General features: G+C 69.7%; 19 protein-coding genes. 9 read left to right on the forward strand and 10 right to left on the reverse strand.

What is annotated here, in order from left to right; translation table 11 throughout:
- Positions 1–10: 10 nt before the first annotated feature.
- From AC1DSC_RS31650 to AC1DSC_RS31665, 4 genes are all read right to left on the reverse strand, one after another.
- Positions 11–997 (reverse strand): ABC transporter substrate-binding protein, encoded by a 987-nt coding sequence (locus tag AC1DSC_RS31650; protein WP_436288089.1) that lies wholly within the window; start codon positions 995–997, stop codon positions 11–13.
- Between the two features lie 74 nt (positions 998–1071).
- On the reverse strand, positions 1072–1935 hold the full coding sequence (locus tag AC1DSC_RS31655) for a creatininase family protein (RefSeq protein WP_015867518.1): 864 nt from the start codon (positions 1933–1935) through the stop codon (positions 1072–1074).
- A gap of 16 nt (positions 1936–1951) precedes the next feature.
- Entirely contained in the window at positions 1952–3226 is a 1275-nt protein-coding gene (locus tag AC1DSC_RS31660) for an amidohydrolase family protein (RefSeq protein ID WP_436288088.1), read from the reverse strand.
- Entirely contained in the window at positions 3223–3810 is a 588-nt protein-coding gene (locus tag AC1DSC_RS31665) for an NAD(P)H-dependent oxidoreductase (RefSeq protein ID WP_436288087.1), read from the reverse strand. The genes AC1DSC_RS31660 and AC1DSC_RS31665 overlap by 4 nt, the downstream gene beginning before the upstream one ends.
- A 165-nt stretch (positions 3811–3975) precedes the next feature.
- On the opposite strand from AC1DSC_RS31665, the gene AC1DSC_RS31670 reads away from it, so the two are divergent.
- Positions 3976–4263 (forward strand): hypothetical protein, encoded by a 288-nt coding sequence (locus tag AC1DSC_RS31670; protein ID WP_369663668.1) that lies wholly within the window; start codon positions 3976–3978, stop codon positions 4261–4263.
- A 7-nt stretch (positions 4264–4270) separates the two neighbouring features.
- Here AC1DSC_RS31670 and AC1DSC_RS31675 read toward each other — a convergent pair whose 3' ends face one another.
- Positions 4271–5494, reverse strand: coding sequence for an MFS transporter (locus AC1DSC_RS31675; protein WP_478132029.1), 1224 nt, complete (start codon positions 5492–5494; stop codon positions 4271–4273).
- A gap of 110 nt (positions 5495–5604) precedes the next feature.
- Here AC1DSC_RS31675 and AC1DSC_RS31680 point away from each other — a divergent pair, with 110 nt between their 5' ends.
- Positions 5605–6549 (forward strand): LysR family transcriptional regulator, encoded by a 945-nt coding sequence (locus AC1DSC_RS31680; RefSeq protein ID WP_436288085.1) that lies wholly within the window; start codon positions 5605–5607, stop codon positions 6547–6549.
- Between the two features lie 18 nt (positions 6550–6567).
- Here AC1DSC_RS31680 and AC1DSC_RS31685 read toward each other — a convergent pair whose 3' ends face one another.
- Positions 6568–7425 carry a hypothetical protein gene (locus AC1DSC_RS31685; RefSeq protein ID WP_436288084.1) on the reverse strand — a complete coding sequence of 286 codons (858 nt, stop codon included), beginning with the start codon at positions 7423–7425 and terminating at the stop codon, positions 6568–6570.
- Positions 7426–7547: 122 nt separating this feature from the next.
- On the opposite strand from AC1DSC_RS31685, the gene AC1DSC_RS31690 reads away from it, so the two are divergent.
- Positions 7548–8267 carry a carbonic anhydrase gene (locus AC1DSC_RS31690; protein ID WP_015867511.1) on the forward strand — a complete coding sequence of 240 codons (720 nt, stop codon included), beginning with the start codon at positions 7548–7550 and terminating at the stop codon, positions 8265–8267.
- Between the two features lie 13 nt (positions 8268–8280).
- Here the strand turns inward: AC1DSC_RS31690 and AC1DSC_RS31695 are convergent, their stop codons facing one another.
- Positions 8281–8964, reverse strand: a complete 684-nt coding sequence (locus AC1DSC_RS31695; protein WP_015867510.1) for a TetR family transcriptional regulator C-terminal domain-containing protein — start codon at positions 8962–8964, stop codon at positions 8281–8283.
- Positions 8965–9115: 151 nt separating this feature from the next.
- On the opposite strand from AC1DSC_RS31695, the gene AC1DSC_RS31700 reads away from it, so the two are divergent.
- Positions 9116–10186 carry an asparaginase gene (locus tag AC1DSC_RS31700; protein ID WP_015867509.1) on the forward strand — a complete coding sequence of 357 codons (1071 nt, stop codon included), beginning with the start codon at positions 9116–9118 and terminating at the stop codon, positions 10184–10186.
- Positions 10187–10192: 6 nt separating this feature from the next.
- Here AC1DSC_RS31700 and AC1DSC_RS31705 read toward each other — a convergent pair whose 3' ends face one another.
- Genes AC1DSC_RS31705 through AC1DSC_RS31715 form a run of 3 tightly spaced genes read right to left on the reverse strand, consistent with a single transcriptional unit; the run spans position 10193 to position 12808 of the window.
- Positions 10193–11011 carry a phosphatase PAP2 family protein gene (locus AC1DSC_RS31705; RefSeq protein WP_436037188.1) on the reverse strand — a complete coding sequence of 273 codons (819 nt, stop codon included), beginning with the start codon at positions 11009–11011 and terminating at the stop codon, positions 10193–10195.
- Positions 11012–11021: 10 nt separating this feature from the next.
- A complete protein-coding gene (locus tag AC1DSC_RS31710; RefSeq protein WP_436037186.1) occupies positions 11022–11846 on the reverse strand; it encodes a metallophosphoesterase family protein in 825 nt (274 codons plus the stop codon).
- Positions 11843–12808: a diacylglycerol/lipid kinase family protein gene (locus tag AC1DSC_RS31715; RefSeq protein ID WP_062367295.1), complete on the reverse strand. Its 966-nt coding sequence runs from the start codon at positions 12806–12808 to the stop codon at positions 11843–11845. Before AC1DSC_RS31715 ends, AC1DSC_RS31710 begins: the two co-directional genes overlap by 4 nt.
- 249 nt (positions 12809–13057) lie before the next feature.
- Between AC1DSC_RS31715 and glyQ the strand changes: the two genes are divergently transcribed.
- Genes glyQ through AC1DSC_RS31740 form a run of 5 tightly spaced genes read left to right on the forward strand, consistent with a single transcriptional unit; the run spans position 13058 to position 18498 of the window.
- Positions 13058–13963: a glycine--tRNA ligase subunit alpha gene (gene glyQ / locus AC1DSC_RS31720; RefSeq protein WP_062367296.1), complete on the forward strand. Its 906-nt coding sequence runs from the start codon at positions 13058–13060 to the stop codon at positions 13961–13963.
- Positions 13964–13966: 3 nt separating this feature from the next.
- Positions 13967–16105 carry a glycine--tRNA ligase subunit beta gene (gene glyS, locus AC1DSC_RS31725; RefSeq protein ID WP_436037184.1) on the forward strand — a complete coding sequence of 713 codons (2139 nt, stop codon included), beginning with the start codon at positions 13967–13969 and terminating at the stop codon, positions 16103–16105.
- A 22-nt stretch (positions 16106–16127) separates the two neighbouring features.
- The gene (gene gmhB / locus AC1DSC_RS31730) at positions 16128–16721 is read left to right on the forward strand and encodes a D-glycero-beta-D-manno-heptose 1,7-bisphosphate 7-phosphatase (RefSeq protein ID WP_015867503.1); all 594 of its coding nucleotides are present in this window, start codon (positions 16128–16130) and stop codon (positions 16719–16721) included.
- Positions 16721–17497, forward strand: a complete 777-nt coding sequence (locus AC1DSC_RS31735; RefSeq protein WP_015867502.1) for a lysophospholipid acyltransferase family protein — start codon at positions 16721–16723, stop codon at positions 17495–17497. Before gmhB ends, AC1DSC_RS31735 begins: the two co-directional genes overlap by 1 nt.
- Before the next feature lie 44 nt (positions 17498–17541).
- Positions 17542–18498: a M48 family metallopeptidase gene (locus AC1DSC_RS31740; protein ID WP_436037683.1), complete on the forward strand. Its 957-nt coding sequence runs from the start codon at positions 17542–17544 to the stop codon at positions 18496–18498.
- The last annotated feature ends 277 nt before the right edge of the window (positions 18499–18775 follow it).

Genomic DNA, 18775 nt, shown 5'->3' on the forward strand with positions numbered 1-18775 from the left:
GATGGATGGCTCAGGGCAAAACCTTGGCGTCTTTCACGAACTCGGTGGTGTAGGTCTTGGCGAGTTCCACCTTCGCCGGGTCGAGCAGCTTGGCGCTCACGAGGAAGTCGTAGCTCGCCTTGGAACGCGCGTCGGTGATCACGCCGATGCCGAGCTTGGCCGCATCGCCGCCGGTGACCATGCCCATCTCCTTGAGCTTGGCCACGCTGTAGGCCAGCTGGTCGTCGGTCATGTTGGGGTTGTCCTTCTTGATCAGCGCGTTGGCGGGCGCCGGATCGGCGAGGTAGCTCTTCCAGCCCTCGGCCGATGCCTTCACGAAGGCCTCCACCTGCTTGCTGCGGTCCTTCACGGTCTTTTCCATGCACGACACCGTGGTGGCGTAGGCCGGGAAGCCGTGGTCGCTGAACATCAGCACGGTGCTCTTCACGCCGGCCTTCTGGATCGCGTAGGGCTCCGAGGTCAGGTAGCCCTGCTGCGCGGCGTTCGGGTCGGCCACGAAGGGCTGGATGTTGAAGGTGTAGGGGCGCGTCTGTTCGTCCTTGAGGCCGAACCTGGCCTTGAGCCAGGGCCAGTAGCCGCGGTTGGCCTGCGCGCCGATCAGCAGCGTCTTGCCCTTGAGGTCCTCGAACTTCTTGACGTCGTCGTGCGCGATCAGCACCTGCGGGTCCTTCTGGAAGAAGGCCGCCACGTTGACCACCGGCACGCCGCCTTCGCGCACCTGCATCATCTGGATGTCGCTCGAACCCATGATGCAGTCGGCCTGGCCCGCGGCCATCATCTGCGTGATGTTGACCTGCGGACCGCCCATCTTGATGGTCACGTCCAGGCCGTGCTTCTTGTAGATGCCCAGCGCCACCGCCTGGTAGAAGCCGCCGTGCTCGGCCTGCGCATACCAGTTGGTCATGTAGGTGAACTTGTCTTGCGCCTGGGCCGGTGCGGCAGCGGCGAACAGTGCGAGCGCGGCGGCGCCGGCCATGGAAAGAGCAAAGGAGCGCATGGTGGGAACCTCTCGAAGGCTGGTGAAGGAAGGGTTGGAAAAAAAAGCGATGAAGCGGATGCAAGTAGCGCGCCTCAGGCGGCCTCGAAGGACTGCTGGATGAAGCCCTGCTGGTGGCCGCGCTCCCAGGTGGCTTCCTCGCGCACCACCCAGCGCAGCGCATGCAGTTCGGTCAATGCCTGCACCCAGCTGTCGGACAGCGTGTCCAGGATCTCCTGGCCCTGTTCGCGCGTGGCGCTGGTCGGGTCGCCGATCACGCCGCTCGGGCCGAAGTCGCGCGCGGTCCAGGCGCAGGCCGGGCGGCCGTCGGCCGACAGCAGCTTGATCGGGAACGGCGGCGGAAAGTTGGCGGCGGCGCGCTCCATGTGCACGGTGTCGGGCGCCAGCGCGAGCATCAGCGCGGTCTCGGAATGGCCGGCGTGCATCGAGAGTTTCTTTTCCTGCTCGCTGATCTGCCTGCTCGATGCGTTCGGCAGGCGCGACACGCCATGCGGCACCACCACGAAGTCGCCATGGCGCAGGCGCAGCTCGCGCGCCGCCATCTCCAGCACCTGCGGCTGGCCGCCGTGGCCGTTGGCGAACAGCAGCTTGCGAAAGCCCGCGCGGTAGACCGATTCGCCGATCTCGGTCACGGTCGACAAGAGCGTGGTGCCGGTGAGCGTCATGGTGCCGGGAAAGTGCAGGTGCTCTTCCGACTTGCCGTAGGTGATGGTGGGCAGCGCGAAGGCGCGCACCTCGGCCGGCAGCTTCTCGAGCGCCTTGCCCATCACGCCCGAGGCGATCACGCTGTCGACCGAGCACGGCAGGTGCGGGCCGTGCTGCTCGATGGCGCCGCAGGGCAGCACGATGACGGTGTTCTCGCGGTCGGGCAGCGCGGCGATTTCGGTCCAGCTCAGGTAGGGCAGGAAGCGGTGGGGCGGGATGTAGCCGTGGAGCATGGGGTTCCTTTGTTCGTCAGCGGGGAAGGAAGGGCGCCGCATCGCCATGCGTGACGCGGCCCTCGCGCAGCACCACGCGGGTGGCGCTGCGCGAAGGCCAGCCATGGCGGTCGGCCTGGGTGAACAGCACGAGGTCGGCCTTGGCGCCCACCAGCGTGGGCGCCGCCGTGGCGGGGGCGCGCTGCAGCCAGTCGCCGCGGCACAGCGCCTGCGACCAGTCGTCGAAGGGATCGGGCAGTTGGGCGACGAGCGCGGCCGTGCCCAGCGCCTCGACCGGGTCGAAGCTGCCGAGACGGCAGAACGGGTCCTGCACGTTGTCGCTCGCAAACAGCAGCGGAATGCCGCGTTCGCGCGCTTCCTTCACCAGCGTGAGGCCGCGCAGGCGCGGCGTGCGGCCCGTCACCGCGTCCTGCAGCAGCAGGTTGGTGGCGGGCAGCGAGACGATGGTGACCGGCGCGCGTGCGACGGCATCGAGCGTGGCAAGGGCCTCCGCCTCGGGCTGCGCGGCCAGCGCACAGACGTGGCCGCAGACCACGCGGCCTTCGAAGCCGATCTCGCGCAGGATGCGCGCGGTGGCCTGCAGGCCGGCCGCCGACGCATTCAGTTCTTCATCGACGTGCAGGTCGACGTCGAGATCGCAGGCCTGCGCCGCCACCAGCAGGTTGCGCAGCGCGTTCTCGCTCCAGTTGGTGGAATGCACGAAGCCGCCAAGCAGCGCATGCGGCCCCGTGGCCTTCACCTGCCTGGCAAGCCGCAGGGCCTGCGCCGCGTCCTCGAACAGCGGCAGCTTGACGAGGCTGACCTGCTCCAGCCGCACCTTGCCGGCCCATTCCTGCGCGAGCTCGGCCATCACGGGCCAGGCCAGCGGCACCGTGTCGGGCTCCCACCAGTCGACATGGGTGCGCACATGCGTGGTGCCGCATTCCCAGGCCCACTGCAGGCCGCGCGCGGCGCGCTCGTGCACGTCGGCGGCGTTCCAGTGCACGCGGTCGGCCAGCATCGCGTCGATGGCGCCGAGCAGGCCGGGCTGCACCTTTTTCATGCGCGGCAGCGTGAAGGCCTTGTCCAGGTGCGTGTGGGCGTCGACGAAGCCCGGCAGCACCAGCGTGCCGGCCAGGTCCCACGCTTCGAGGCGGGGCTCGTCCGGGTCGGAAGCGGGCCGCACCGACTGCACGCGGCCGGCTTCGAGCGCGATGCGCGCCAGCACCGGCACGCCGTCGCGCTCTGGCCAGCCGGCCGGCAGCAGCCAGCGCGGCAGGCGCGCATTGCCGAGCAGCGCGGGCGCCTTCATGCGAAACGCGCCATCGCGGCGCCGACCCGTGCCATGAAGCGCTTGAGCTGGGGCTCGGTCGCCACGTTCATGTGGTAGTGGGCGTGGTAGTCCACGCGGGCGCGGCGGCCCGTGAGCCGCAGCATGTAGCGCGTGACGATCTTGCGCGGCGGGTCGCCCATGTACCAGGCCATCCAGCGCGGCCGCCCGTAGGTGACCACGGCGCTGATGCGCTTGATGTGCGTGAGCATCGGCTTCACGTTGGCCGGATCGCTGATGTCGAAGGCCACGCCGGGCATGAAGAGCCGGTCGAAGTAGCCCTTGAGCATCGCCGGCAGGCCGAAGCACCAGGTCGGAAAGCAGAACACGATGCCCTCGGCCCACTGCAGCCGCTCCACGTAGGGCTTGAGCGGCAACTGGTTGCGCGGCACCTCGTGGTAGCCGAGCCGCTCCTCGCGCGAGAGCACCGGGTTGAAGCCTTCGGCGTACAGGTCGCAGTCGTCCACCTCGTGCCCGGCCGCACGCAGGTTCTTCAGCACCTCCTGGTGCAGGGCGGCGTGGAAGCTGGTTTCGACCGGATGGCAGTAGACGACGAGCACGCGCATGAATTTGACCGCTTAATCAGAGCAAGTGGTCAGGTTATGCAAGCGACGTGCCAGTCCGAATGCACCGGAGTGGGGCTTGGGGGCCGTCATCGCTTCGGAGGACGCGGCGGCGGCGCCGATCGCCTATGTTTGCCGCCAGTGCGCACCGATGCGCAGGAGAGCCTTATGCAACCGCGCCATGCACAGAGCATTTCTTCCGTCTACGAGAAGGTGATCGCGCTGGCGCTCGTCGTGAACGCCGCGCTCTTCGCTGTCTACGTCATGCTGCCGCGCGCCCATGGCAAGGCGCCGCTCGACGAGGCGCAGTCCGAGGAAGTGCGGCGCATCGGCGCCGCGGCGGCCGGTGGCGGCGGCGGAGAAGACCTGCAGGCGGAATCGCATACCCGGGTCATCGACACTGCCTTTGGCCCCACCGTCGAATTCAAGCCGTGCTGCGCAGCGGGCTCAAGGTGAGCCGCCGCTACCTGGCCTTGCGCGGCCAGAGCCGCACCGCCAGCGCCGCGGCGGCCGTGGCGGTCGCCAGCCCGGTCACGCCGGCCCAGCCCCACTGCGCGAGCGCCAGCGCGCCCAGCGCCGAGCCGGCCGCCATGCCGATGAACATGCTGGTGAACAGCACCGCATTGAGGCGGCTGCGCGCACCGGGCTCGATGCCGTAGACGATGGTCTGGTGCGCGATCAGCGCCGCCTGCATGCCCAGGTCGAAGCCGACTGCGGCCAGCGCCAGCAGCCAGAGCTGCGCCTGCGGCGCCATCAGCGGTGCCAGGCCCATGGCCGCGAACGACAGCACCGCCAGCCCGGCGCCCAGCCGCGTCACCAGCTCGGGCCCGCGGCGGTCGGCCAGCCGGCCGGCCAGCGGCGCCGCCAGCGCGCCGGCCGCGCCGGCCAGGCCGAAGGCGCCCGCCGCCGCGCTGCCCAGGTGGAAGGGGGCGCCATGCAGCATCACGGCCAGCGTCGACCAGAACGCGCTGAATCCCACCGCCAGCAGCGCCTGGGCCAGCGCGGCGCGGCGCAGCATGCGGTGGCGCGACCACAGCGTGCCCAGGGAGCCGAGCAGCGCGGCGTAGGCCAGGTGCGTGGTGGGCCGGAAGCGCGGCAGCCCGCGCCAGGCGGCCGCGCCGATCAGCGCGATGCTGGCCGCGGCCGCGATGAACATCGCGCGCCAGCCGAAGTGCTCGGCCACGAAACCGCTCACCACGCGCGACAGCAGGATGCCGAGCAGCAGCCCGGTCATCACCGTGCCCACCGTCTTGCCGCGCGAGGCCTCGGGTGCCAGCGTGGCGGCCGCGGGCACGATGTCCTGCGCCATGGTGGCCGCCAGGCCGATCGCCAGGCTGGCCGCGAGCAGCACGCCGATCGACGGCGCGGCGCCGGCCACCAGCAGCGCGGCGCACAGCGCGGCCGCCTTCGCCAGCACGATGCGGCGCCGGTCGAAGCGGTCGCCCAGCGGCGCCAGCAGCAGGATGCCGAGCGCGTAGCCCAGCTGCGTGAGCGTGGGAATGAGCCCCACCGAGCGGGGCGAGGCGCCGATGTCCGCGCCCAGGACGCCGAGCATCGGCTGGGCGTAGTAGAGCGACGCCACCGACAGGCCCGCGCCCGTGGCCAGCAGCAGCACCAGCGATCCCGGCAGGCTGCGCCCCTCCGGCGCGGCGCCAGCCGATGCATGCATATTTTGAATGAAAGACATGGTGTTAACCCTTGAATATCGAGCGATGACTGAAATGTGCACGCTTAGGGTTTGGCTTGGTAGTCTCGAGAATCGCACAATGCCTATACGCCAAGCGAATAAAGCAAGCCATGTCGACTCTCTCCTCTCCCGCCGCCGACCGCATCGAACTGATGCAGACCTTCGTCCATATCGTCGAGGCCGGCAGCCTTTCGGCCGCCGCGCTCCAGATGGGTGCGACGCAGCCCACCGTGAGCCGCCGCCTGCAGGCGCTGGAGCGCTCGCTGGGCGTGCGGCTCCTGCGCCGGTCCACGCACGCCATGAAGCTCACCGAGGATGGCGAGCGCTGCTACGAGCGCGCCCGGGAGCTGCTCGCCGACTGGCACGCCTTCGAGGCCGACCTGCGCGGTGTGGGCGACGAGCCCGAGGGCACGCTGCGCGTGGTGGCGCCGCATGCGCTCGGCCAGTTGCTGCTGGTCGGTCCGCTGGCCGACTACCTCCGGGCCTATCCGCGCGTGTCGGTCGAGTGGCTGCTGAACGACCGCCGGCCCGACTTCATCGCCGAAGGCGTCGACTGCGCGATCCAGGTCGGCGAGGTGACCGACACCCTGGCGGTGGCGCTCAAGCTCTCGGAAGTGCCGCGCGTGGTGGTCGCCGCGCCCTCGGTGCTGGCAGGGCGCGCGCCGCCCGCGCATCCGTCGGAGCTGGCCGAATTGCCGTGGCTCGCGCTGCGCACCTTCTATCGCAATGAGGTGCTGCTCACGCACCGCCCGAGCGGCGAGGTCGCGCGCGTGCCGATCCGCCCGCGCATGAGCACCGACAGCCTCTATGCGCTGCAAAGCGCGGCGCGCATGGGCCTGGGTGCCTGCATGGCCTCGGCCTGGCTGGTGAACGAGGACATTGCCGCCGGCCGGCTGGTGCAGCTGGTGCCGCAATGGCACGTGGCGCCGCTGCCGGTGTACCTGATCTATCCGCCGTCGCGCTTCCAGCCGGCGCGCCTGCGCCGCTTCATCGAGACCATGCGGCTCGCGCTGGCCCATCCGGCAGGCCGCACCTGGGAGGCGGGCGCGGCCTGAACGCGGCCGGCGGCGGCCTCAGCCGGCCCGCCGCGCCGCATGCGCGGCATCGGCGAACCACGACAGGAAGTGCAGCAGCCAGCTCGTCGCTTCGTCCAGGAAGCGCGGCGTGAGCCGCAGCTGCGCGCGCCCCGCGTCATGCGCCAGGTGGCCCGCCTCCGTCGCCTCCTTCAGCATGCCGCGCACGTGCGAGTGCGACAGGCCCAGTCCCTCGGCGAGTTCGCGTGCGCGCAGCGGGAAGGCCGCCGGGGGCGAGCCTGCGACCGGGTTGGCCCTGAAGTGGTCGCGCAGCAGCAGCATCGCGACCCGGCCGCCGCCGTCGCGCTCGTCGAACCAGCTCCAGCCGCCGAAGCGGCCGCGGTGCAGCGCCACCTGGTCCAGGATAGTGCCGGCGCGGCTCACGAAGGCCGAGAAAAAGGCGGCGTCGTCCGCCAGCCTGTCGGCATGGCCGGCGCCCAGCAGGCCGAGCGCCTCGCAGCAGCGCAGGTGGTGGGCGATCCAGGCGCGCAGGCCGGCAATCAGCCGCTCCTGCGGCACCAGGTAGCGCACGCGGCGGTCGCCGGGATCGGCCTCGGCCGCCACCATGCCCGTGAGCCGCAGCACGGCGACGAAGCTGGCCAGCGTGCGCGTGCCGCGGCTCGCGTGGCGCTGCAGCAGCGCCAGCGTGGGGCGCTCGGCGCCCTCTTCCTTCCAGCGGTAGTGCTGCACCACGATGCGGCCCGCGGCGTGCGACTGCATCGCGCGGCCGAAGATCTTGTTGATGAGCCGCTCGCCCCAGTGCATGCGCACGATCGCGTCGCAATAGAGCGCCACGGCTTGGGCGCGGGCTTCGTAGGAGATCGAAAGCGCCAGCTCGGGCGGCGGCAGGAAATCCATGCAATGTTTGGACTTTGTTGTTCTCGATACATAGCGTAACAATTCGCGCGCCAGTGCGAAAGCCCGGCATTTCCTGCCGGGAGACCCGGCGAACTCGACAACCACCAAGAACGGAGTTCCTCATGTGTGACTGCCAATCTTCCGCCGCGCTGCCGGCAACCTCGCGCCGCCGGCTGCTGGGCGGCGCGGCCGCTTTGGCCGCCCTGGCGTCCGGCGCCGATGCGTTCGCGGCCGACACGCCGCTGCCCGACAACCGCATCGGCGGCGATGCCGCGCTCCAGCGGCTGGTGCAGGGCAATCTGCGCTACTCGCAGGGCCGGCAGACGCAGCGCGATTTCAGCGTGGGCCGCGTGGCGCGCACCTCGGGCCAGAAGCCGTTCGCGGCGATCCTTGCCTGCGCGGATTCGCGCGTGGCGCCCGAACTGGCCTTCGACCAGGGCCCGGGCGATCTTTTCGTGGTGCGGCTGGCCGGCAACTTCGTCAACGACGATGGCATCGCCAGCATGGAATACGCGGCCAAGTTCCTCGACGTGCCGCTCATCATGGTGCTCGGCCACAGCAACTGCGGCGCCATCTCGGCCACCATCAAGGTGCTGCAGGAAAACGCCGTGCTGCCCGGGCACCTGCCGGGGCTGGTCGCGTCGATCCGCCCGGCCGTGGAAGCCGCATCGCGCCGCGAGCCCGCCTCGCTGCTGCAGGCGGCCACCGAGCAGAACGTGCGCCAGAGCGTGGCGCGCCTGGCCACGTCGGCGCCCATCCTCGGCGGCATGGCCGCGAGCGGCGCGGTCAAGGTCGTCGGCGGAATCTACGACCTGGCGACCGGCCGGGTCAGCATGGTCTGACGAAGGCCTGCGGCTAGGCTTGGCTGCCGATGCCGCAGCCGCCCAGCACGAAGGCCACCAGCTCGCGCGCGATCGGCTCGCGGTCGATCGGCGCGTCGGGCGGCAGGCCGAGCATCACGCGTGTCTGGATCGCATAGTCGGCGTAGCTCTGGGTCATGGCCCAGATGTGCATCAGGAGCAGGCGCGCATCGAGCGGGCGCATCTGCCCGCGCGCGATCCAGCCGTTGATGATGTCGACCTTCTTCTGCGTCCAGGCCTGCGCGTTGGGCCAGTAGCGGTCGAGGTTGCGGCCGCCGTCGAGCACTTCGCGCGTGAAGATGCGCGAGATCTCGGGGTTGTCGAAGGCGTGGTCGAGCTTCTTGCGGATGTAGTCGCCCAGCACGGTGGCCGGGTCGCTGGCGTCCTCGAACGAGAACACCACCTTCCAGGCATGCAGCACCTGCATCAGCAGCTCTTCGTAGAGCTCTTCCTTGCCGGCGATGTAGTAGTGCAGCTGGGGCTTGGTGAGGCCGGCGCGCGCGGCAATGGCCTGGGTGGAGGTGCCCTTGAGGCCATGCAGGCTGAACTCGGCCACGGCCGCGGTGCGGATCGCCGCCATGATGCGTTCGCGCCCCGGCCGCGCGCGCGACAGCGGGCCGTCGGGGGCGGGCATTTCCTGGGCGGTGCTGGGGGACAGGGCGGCGGGATCGGCGTTCATGGCATGGCGGATATGCGGCGGTGCGCCCGGCGATGGTAATCCTTGGCGCATGGCCGCATGCCATGCCGGCATGGAAGCGCAGGGCATGCGGGCACGGTTCATGTATCTTCTCGCCGCTTCCAGAATTTCGTCCCAACAAAGGAGTTCCTTCATGTACCTTTCCCCCCGTTTCCGCGCCTTCGCGGCCGGTGCCGCACTGCTCGCGGCCAGCGCCCTGGCGCAAGCCCAGCAGGCGTTGCCCAATGTGGTGATCCTGGCCACCGGCGGCACCATCGCGGGCGCCGGCGCCTCGGCCGTCAACAGCGCCACCTACGCGGCCGCCAAGGTCGGCGTCGAGAAGCTGATCGCCGGCCTGCCCGAGCTCTCCAAGATCGCCAACGTGCGCGGCGAGCAGGTGTTCCAGGTCGCTTCCGAAAGCCTGACCAACGACAACCTGCTGACGCTGGCCAAGCGCGTCTCGGCGCTGTCGAAGCAGGCGGACGTGGACGGCATCGTCATCACCCACGGCACCGACACGCTCGAGGAAACCGCCTACTTCCTCACGCTCACCGTGCACACCAGCAAGCCGATCGTGGTGGTCGGCTCGATGCGCCCGGGCACGGCCCTTTCCGCCGACGGTGCGCTCAACCTGTACGACGCCGTCAGCGTGGCCGGCAGCAAGGACGCGGCGGGCAAGGGCGTGCTCGTGACGATGAACGACAACATCGACAGCGGCCGCGACGTGAGCAAGAACGTCAACATCAAGACCAGCGCCTTCTCGAGCCAGTGGGGCCCGCTCGGCATGGTGGTCGAGGGCAAGAACTACTGGTTCCGCGCGCCGGTCAAGCGCCACACCATGAGTTCGGAGTTCGACATCGACGCCATCACCGCGCTGCCGCCGGTCGAGATCGCGATGGGCTACGAGGGCGTCTCGTCCATCGCCATCGACGCGCTGGCCAAGAGCGGCGTGAAGGCAATCATCCACGGCGGCACGGGCAATGGCTCGGTGGCCAACCGCATCGTGCCCAACCTGCAGAAGGCGCGCACCGACGGCGCAATCATCATCCGCAGCTCGCGCGTGCCCGACGGCTTCGTGATCCGCAATGCCGAACAGCCCGACGACAAGTACGACTGGGTGGTGGCGCACGACCTGCGTCCGCAGAAGGCGCGCATCCTGGCGATGGTGGCGCTGACCAAGACCAGCGACACGAAAGAACTGCAGCGCATCTTCTGGGAGTATTGACCCGCCCTAGCGCGCGGCGCGGCGCTTGCGGTGCCGCGCGTATTCGAGGCTGCCCACGCACACGAGCAGCCAGGCCAGGCCGGTCAGCAGGCCGGCCGCCACGTCGCTTGCGAAATGCACCTGCAAGAACACGCGGCTGCACGCGATGGTGACGATGGCGGCGGCGGCCGCCATGGCCGCCGGCACATGCCAGCGCGCCGGCAGCAGGCGCAGCGCCAAGTACATCAGCATGCCGTAGCTCACGATCGCGCCCGCGCTGTGGCCGCTCGGGAAGCTGTAGCTCGTCTCCAGCGCCAGCCCGTGGTCGTGCAGCGGCCGCGCGCGCGCGAAGATGCGCTTGAGCGCCGGGTTCAGCAGCACGATGCCGCCGAGCGCCATGACCCAGCCCAGCGCCAGGCCGTGGTGCGCGCGGCGCCACAGCAGCAGCGCCACCACCACGCACACCGGCGCCAGCAGTTCGGCATCGCCCAGGTGCGTGAGCCAGCTGAAAGCCACCAGCGCCGCCCACGGCAGGTGCTCGCCGATGGCATCGGCCAGCGCCTGGTCGGCCAGGCCCAGCAGGCGCCCGTCGCCGAGCTTCGATGCGATGTATGCCACCAGGCTGGCCGCCCCGAGGATCGAGAGGAAGCCGATGGCCAGCCCGGCGGCCAGCCGCGGTTCATCGGGTTCTTCGTTCGACGATCTCCTGAGGCGCCGCCGCTGCAATGCCCGGCAGGCCAGGCCGGCGCCGAGCACCGAGACGGCGAAGGCGCCGGCGAACCAGGCCAGTGAATGCTCGCCCAGCTGGCGGGCGAGAAGAACGAGTGCAGGGGCTTCCATCGGCATGCGGCGCACCCTAAGCGGGCGCCCCGGCGCTGGCAAGCGGAAGCTGCAAAACCTTGGCGCACACGAAGGCCTTGTCGGCGGCCGAATGGTCCCAGCGCTCGGCCTGGCACACGCGGCCGTCTTCCGGCGCGCCCAGGCGCAGCACGTTCACCGAATTGGGATGGCCCGCGCGCACGCGCGACGACACCGCCGTGCCGGCCTGCACCGCCCATGCGGTGCGCGGGCAGCCGGCGTACGCACCGTGCAGCGAACGCACGAACGGCAGGTGGATGTGGCCGCCCAGGATCAGGTCCGCGCCGGCTGCGCACCAGCGCGCGACGGCGGCTTCGCGCCCGTGCAGCCGGTTTCGCATGTCTTCCTGCCGCGTCACCATCACCGGCTGGTGCGTGACCACCACGCGCAGTTGCGAAGGCAGGGCGCCCGCCAGCCGCGCTGCCACCCGCTCGATCTGCGCCGGCGAGACCTCGCCGTCCGCATGCCGCCACCAGCGCGTGGTGTTGACCGCCACCACCAGCCAGTCGGCGGATTCGAACACCGGCTCCAGGTCGGTGCCGAAGGCGCCGGCGTAGCGCCCATAAGGCGAGAACAGGCGCGCCCCCAGCTGGAACAGCGGAATGTCGTGGTTGCCCGGAATCGCTATCACGGCCGGTGCGGCCAACCGGTCGACGAAGGCGCGTGCGGCCGCGAACTGCCTGCGCGTGGCGCGCTGCGTGATGTCGCCCGAGAGCACCACCACCTGCGGCGCCAGGGCCTGCGCGAGCCGCTCGAGCGCGGCCATCACCTCGGGCTGTTCGGTGCCGAAATGCGTATCGGAGATCTGCAGCAGGCAGCTCATTGCTTGGCGGCCTCCAACTCGGGCGCGACGTCGGGCCGTACCAGCCACAGCGGTTCGGGCGAGACCCGGAACAGCAGCGGCATCTCGGCCCAGGCGATCTCGCCGTCGGTGGCCACCTTGACGCGGCGCGGCGGGTGCAGGCGGCCGGCCTTCACCGTCATCGACTCGAACGGAAAGCTCAGCACCTCGTCGGCGTTCCCCAGCCGGCCGAGCGCGCCGCGCACCAGCAGGCCGGGCATGGCCAGCACGCCCACCGGCTTCAGCGCCACGGCGGCCAGCTGGCCGTTCTCGGGTGCATCGGCATGCGCGATGCCCACCTGCAGCAGCTGCAGCGGGTTGTTGCCCACGAAAAGCGTGGTCGTGCGGATGTCGCGCTCCACCCCGTGCGAGGCGATGCGCAGGTTCCAGTGCCGGTGGCCGCGCATCACGGTGAGCAGGCCGGCAAAGAACGCGACCCAGCGGCTGCGGCCGTAGCGCACCTTGTAGCTTTCGCGTTCCTCCAGCAGTTCGGCATACAGGCCCATGCTGGCGTTCACCAGGAAGATGCGGTCGTTGACCAGCCCCACCTGCACCGGCCGCGGCTGCTCGTCCAGCAGCACCTGCAGCGCCTGCGCCGTGTCGCGCGGAATGCCGTGGGCGCGGCTGAAATAGTTGAAGGTGCCCTGCGGCAGCACGCCGAAGGCCAGCCCGCTGCCGAGCGTGGCCCGCGCCACCGTGTTGAGGGTGCCGTCGCCGCCCGCGGCCACCACCACGCCGTCCACGGCGCGGGCGCGCTCCACCGCCTCGCGCGCCAGCGCCTGCACCGTCGTGCGTTCGTCGACCAGGAAGATGCGCAGCCTGCGGCCGGCCGCGGCGCAGCCTTGCTCGATGATTTCGCGGGTTTCGGCGGCGTCCGCGCTGCCGGAACCGGCGTTGAGAACGACGAACAAGGGGGAGTTCGGACCGAGGGGAGACGGCTGCATGTCGATGGAAACCGGAAAAAGGAGGGGAAGAGCCCGGCGGGCTGCGAAAGTTCGGGCGCGGGGGACAGGAAGCCCGGGAAAAGCACGGTGCGCGCCCCTGACCCGCGGTTGTCGCACGGCCGGCCGGTCCGAGCAGGCGGCCGGCATGCCGGCTTGCTGTGGGAGAGCGGCCCTCCGCCCGTAAAATCGTCTGCTTTCGCGGTGCTTCATCGCGCTACCGTCCAACGCCCGGTCACGCCGGCCTGCTTCATGTTGACCTTCCAGCAAATCATTCTCAAACTGCAGTCGTACTGGGCCGACAAGGGCTGTGCGCTGCTGCAACCCTACGACATGGAAGTGGGCGCGGGCACCTCGCACACCGCCACCTTCCTGCGCGCACTCGGCCCCGAGCCCTGGAAGGCCGCCTACGTGCAGCCCAGCCGCCGCCCCAAGGACGGCCGCTACGGCGAGAACCCCAACCGCCTGCAGCACTACTACCAGTACCAGGTGGTGCTCAAGCCGGCGCCCAGCAACATCCTGGAGCTGTACCTCGGCAGCCTCGAGGCGCTGGGCTTCGACTTGAAGAAAAACGACATCCGCTTCGTCGAAGACGACTGGGAGAATCCCACGCTCGGCGCCTGGGGCCTGGGCTGGGAAGTCTGGCTCAACGGCATGGAAGTGACGCAGTTCACCTATTTCCAGCAGGTCGGCGGCATCGACTGCAAGCCGATCACCGGCGAGATCACCTACGGCCTGGAGCGCCTGGCCATGTACCTGCAGGGCGTGGACAACGTCTACAACCTCACCTGGACCGACGGCCTGAGCTACGGCGACGTCTACAAGCAGAACGAGGTCGAGCAGTCGACCTACAACTTCGAGCACAGCGACGCCGAGTTTTTGTTCACCGCCTTCGCGGCGCACGAGAAGCAGGCCAGGCACCTCATGACCGAGCAGCTCGCGCTGCCGGCCTACGAACAGGTGCTCAAGGCCGCGCACAGCTTCAACCTGCTCGACGCGCGCGGCGCCATCAGCGTGACCGAGCGCGCGGCCTACATCGGCCGCATCCGCAACCTCGCGCGCAGCGTGGCGCAGAGCTACTACGAGAGCCGCGAGCGGCTCGGTTTTCCGATGGCGCCTCGCGAGTGGGTTGCACAAATCACGAAGAAGGCGGCCTGAGCGATGACGAGCGTGCAAAAGAACCTGTTGGTCGAACTCTTCGTCGAAGAGCTGCCGCCCAAGGCGCTGAAGAAACTCGGCGATGCCTTCGCCGGCGTGCTGCGCGACCAGCTCGTGGCCCAGGGGCTCGCCGAGCCCGCCTCGGTGCTCACGGCCTACGCGTCGCCGCGCCGCCTCGCTGCGCACCTCACGCACGTGGCCGAGCGCGCCGCCGACAAGGCCGTCTCGCAAAAGCTCATGCCCGTGGCCGTGGGACTCGATGCCTCGGGCCAGCCCACGCCCGCCTTGCTGAAGCGCCTGGCCGCGCTGGGCGCCGACGCCTCGGCCGTGCCCGGCCTCAAGCGCGCGATGGACGGCAAGGCCGAAGCGCTGTTCTACGAAAGCACCGCCAAGGGCGCAACGCTGGCCGAAGGCCTGCAGAAGGCGCTGGCCGAAGCCATTGCCAAGCTGCCGATTCCCAAGGTGATGAGCTACCAGCTCGAAAGCGGCTGCGAGCTGCCCGGCTGGAGCAGCGTGAGCTTCGTGCGCCCCGCGCATGGCCTGGTGGCGCTGCATGGCAATGCCGTGGTGCCAGTCGAGGCGCTCGGCCTGAAGGCCGGCCGCGAGACCCACGGCCACCGCTTCGAGGCGGCCGTCGATCCGGTCGTGCTGCGCGACGCCAACAGCTATGCGCTGCAGATGCAGGACGAGGGCGCGGTCATCGCGAGCTTCGAAGCCCGCCGCACCGAGATCGCGCGCCAGCTCGCGGCCGCGGCCGTGCGGGTCGGCGGCGCTGCCGTGCCCATCCACGATGACGCGCTGCTCGACGAAGTGACCGCGCTGGTCGAGCGGCCCAACGTGCTGGTCTGCAGCTTCGAGCGCGAATTCCTCGAGGTGCCGCAGGAGTGCCTCATCCTCACGATGAAGGCCAACCAGAAGTACTTTCCGCTGCTGGACGCCTCGAACCGGCTCACCAACAAGTTCCTGGTGGTCAGCAACATCAGCCCGGAAGATGCGAGCGCGGTGGTCGGCGGCAACGAGCGCGTGGTGCGTCCGCGCCTGGCCGACGCCAAGTTCTTCTTCGACCAGGACCGCAAGAAGTCGCTGGCCTCGCGCGTCGAATCGCTGGGCAAGGTGGTCTATCACAACAAGCTCGGCACCCAGGGCGAGCGCGTCGAACGCGTGATGCGCATTGCGCGCGGCATCGCCGAAAAGCTCGGCGGCGCCGCGCTCATCGCGCATGCCGTGCAGGCCGCGCAGCTGGCCAAGGCCGACCTGGTGACCGACATGGTCGGCGAGTTCCCGGAGCTGCAGGGCACCATGGGCCGCTACTACGCGCTGCACGACGGCCTCTCTGCCGAGGTGGCCGACGCGATCGAAGACCACTACAAGCCGCGCTTTGCCGGCGACGAGCTGCCGCGCAACAGTGTGGGCCTGGTGGTCGCGCTGGCCGACAAGCTCGAGACGCTGGTCGGCATGTTCGGCATCGGCAACCTGCCCACCGGCGACCGCGATCCCTTCGCGCTGCGCCGCCATGCGCTCGGCGTGATCCGCATGCTGATCGAGAAAGACCTGCCGCTGAAGCTCGACGCGCTGCTGCAGGACGCCGCCGCGCAGTTCAAGGACATCGACGGCTTCGACACCGGCAAGGCCACGGCCGAGCTGCAGGACTTCATCCTCGACCGCCTGGCCGGCAGCCTGCGCGAGCAGGGCGCCAGCGCGCAGGAAGTCGACGCCGTGCTGGCGCCGCGGCCGCAGCGCCTGGGCGAAGTGCCCAAGCTGCTGGCGGCGGTGCGCGCCTTTGCCGCACTGCCCGCGGCCGCCGCGCTGGCCGCCGCCAACAAGCGCATCGGCAACATCCTCAAGAAGGCGCCTGAGGCCGACGCGCACGTCAGCGAGCTGCTGCTGAAGGAGCCCGCCGAGAAGGCGCTGCATGCCGCCATGGCCGAGGTCGTGCCCGCGGCCAACGCCCAGTTCGATGCCGGCGACTACACCGCTTCGCTGCAGACCCTGGCCGCGCTGCGCGAGCCGGTCGATGCGTTCTTCGACGGCGTGATGGTCAACGCCGAACAGGCCGACCTGCGCCTGAACCGGCTGGGCCTGCTGATGTCGCTGCACGCCGCGATGAACCGCGTGGCGCAGCTCGAGCGGCTGGCTGCTTGATCATCCCCCCGGCGACCTCACGATGGGCGGCACTGCCATGAAACTCGTCATCCTCGACCGCAACGGCACGATCAACGTGCACCGCGAAGACTTCGTCAAGAGCGACATCGAGTGGACGCCGCTGCCCGGTGCGCTCGAGGCCGTGGCCCGGCTCAACCATGCGGGCTGGCACGTGGTGATCGCGTCCAACCAGTCGGGCCTGGGCCGCGGGCTGTTCGACATGGCCTCGCTCAATGCCATGCACGCCAAGATGCACAAGATGCTCGCGGCCGTGGGCGGTCGGGTCGATGCGGTCTTCTATTGCCCGCACAGCCCCGATGAGGGCTGCGATTGCCGCAAGCCCGCGCCGGGCCTGTTCCGCCAGATTGCCGACCGCTACGGCATCGACCTGAAGGACGTGCCCACCGCGGGCGACAGCCTGCGCGACCTGCAGGCCGGCGCGGCCGCCGGCTGCGAGCCGCACCTGCTGCTCACCGGCATGGGCGCGGCCTGCCGCGGCGTCGATCCGCTGCCTCCCGAATACCCGGCGAACACCGTGGTTCACGAGAACCTCGCCGCCTTTGTCGACTTTTTGCTTGCGCGCGAAGCGCAGGCTGCACTGCAGGTGGCTGTCTGATGGCTTTTATCCGTTCCGTTGTCCATGCCCTGTGGATGCTCGTCACCGTGGTGCCCTGGGGCATCATCATGTGCGTCAGTTCGCTCTGGAAGCGCGGCATTCCGCTCTACTGGATGGCGGTGCAGTGGCTCAGCTGGGCCATCGGCGGCGCGCGCGTGCTGCTGGGCATCCAGACGCGCGTGACCGGCATGGAAAACCTGCCCGCCGACAAGCTGGCCGGCGCGGTCCTGCTGGTGAAGCACCAGTCGACCTTCGAGACCTTCCTGATGCCCACGCTGATGCCGCATCCGCTGGCCTTCGTGTTCAAGAAGGAGCTGATCTACGTGCCCTTCTTCGGCTGGGCGATGGCCCGGCTCGACATGATCCACATCGACCGCAGCCAGCGCGCGCAGGCCTTCAACAAGGTCGTGAACCAGGGCCGCAAGCTGCTGGCGCAGGGCATCTGGATCATCATGTTTCCCGAGGGCACCCGCATTCCGCGCGGCCAGAAGGGCACCTACAAGAGCGGCGGCACGCGCCTCGCATGCGAGACCGGCGTGCCGGTGATCCCGGTGGCCGTCACCTCGGCCAAGGTCTGGCCACGCAAGGCCTTCATCAAGCGTCCCGGCGTGGTCGACGTGTCGATCGGCCCGGCCATTCCCAGCGTGGGCCGCAAGCCCGACGAGCTGATGCGCGAGGTCGAGGCCTGGATCGAATCCGAGATGCGCCGGCTCGATCCCGAGGCCTACCGCGACAGCCTGCCGCTGCCGCAGGCGCCGCAAGAGGCGCTGAAGTAGAAGAAAAGAAAGAGCCCGAGATGCGGGGACTGCTTCAGTTCACGATGGACCTGTTCGAAGGGCTGGGCAACGAGTTTGCGCCGGCCAAGCCGAGCGAGCCGCGCGGCAAGAAGGTTCGGAAAAAGGCGGCGCCGCCGGCCGTGCCCGCACCCCCGGTCGCCGATGCGCAGCCAACAGGCAGGGCCGGGGACGCCGGTCCCGCGCAGCCCGCCGTCCCGCTGCGCGACACGCTCGCGCTCGCAAGCTTCGTGCACCCTGAGGCCACGCGCGAAGCGGTGCTGGGATCGGCGCGCGTGGCCTACGAGTTCAAGCGCGGCAAGCGCAAGACCATCGGCTTCGTGGTGGGCGCCGAAGGCCTGTCGGTGCGCGCGCCGCGCTGGGTCACGCTGCGCGACGTCGATGCCGCCATCCAGGAAAAGGCCGGCTGGATCCTGCGCAAGCTGCTGGAGACGCAGCAGCGCCACGCACGCGTCGAGGCCACGCGCATCGACTGGAAGGACGGCGCGGAGTTTCCCTTCATGGGCGAGACGGTCGTGATCCGCCTCGATCCGAAGCACGGCTTTGCAAGCGTCGGCGGCACGCTCGATGCAAGCGATGACGCCGCCGGCCCGCGCACTTTGCGCCTGGCCGTGGCGCAGAACGCCGAGGCCTCGCAGATCCGCGATGCCGCCCAAGCCTGGCTCATGCGGCAGGCGCGCCGGCTGTTCATCGAGCGGCTCGACCATTTCGCGCCCCGGCTGGGGGTGCGGTGGCAGAAGCTGTCGCTGTCGAATGCCGCGACTCGCTGGGGAAGCGCGAGCGCGGATGGGTCGATCCGGCTGAACTGGCGGCTGATCCACTTTCGCCTGCCGGTGATCGACTATGTGGTGGCGCACGAGCTGGCGCACCTGCGGGTGATGGACCACTCGCAGCGGTTCTGGGATACGGTGGAGAGCGTGGTGCCGGACTATGACCTGCTGCGGCGGCAGCTCAAGGATGAGGCTGTGCCTCGGTGGTCTTGAGGTTTGTTTTTTTGTTTTCCGGGGCCGGGATTCCGCCCGGCGGCGGACTCACTTTCTTTTGCTTCGCCAAAAGAAAGTAAGCAAAGAAAAGGCGACCCCACTGTCTGCGACCCCTTCGCTGCGCTACGGGGCAACCTGCGGTGCTCGCGTTTCGCGGGGTCTCGCAGAACTCGCCTTCGGCTCAAACAGCTGCGAGCCCTGATCCGCGAAACGCTGCGCTCCTCGGCGCATACAGAGGGGAGGGCAAACCACACGGGCCTTTGCTTCGCTCGGCCAC

The organism is Variovorax sp. 01N425 (assembly GCF_056399465.1).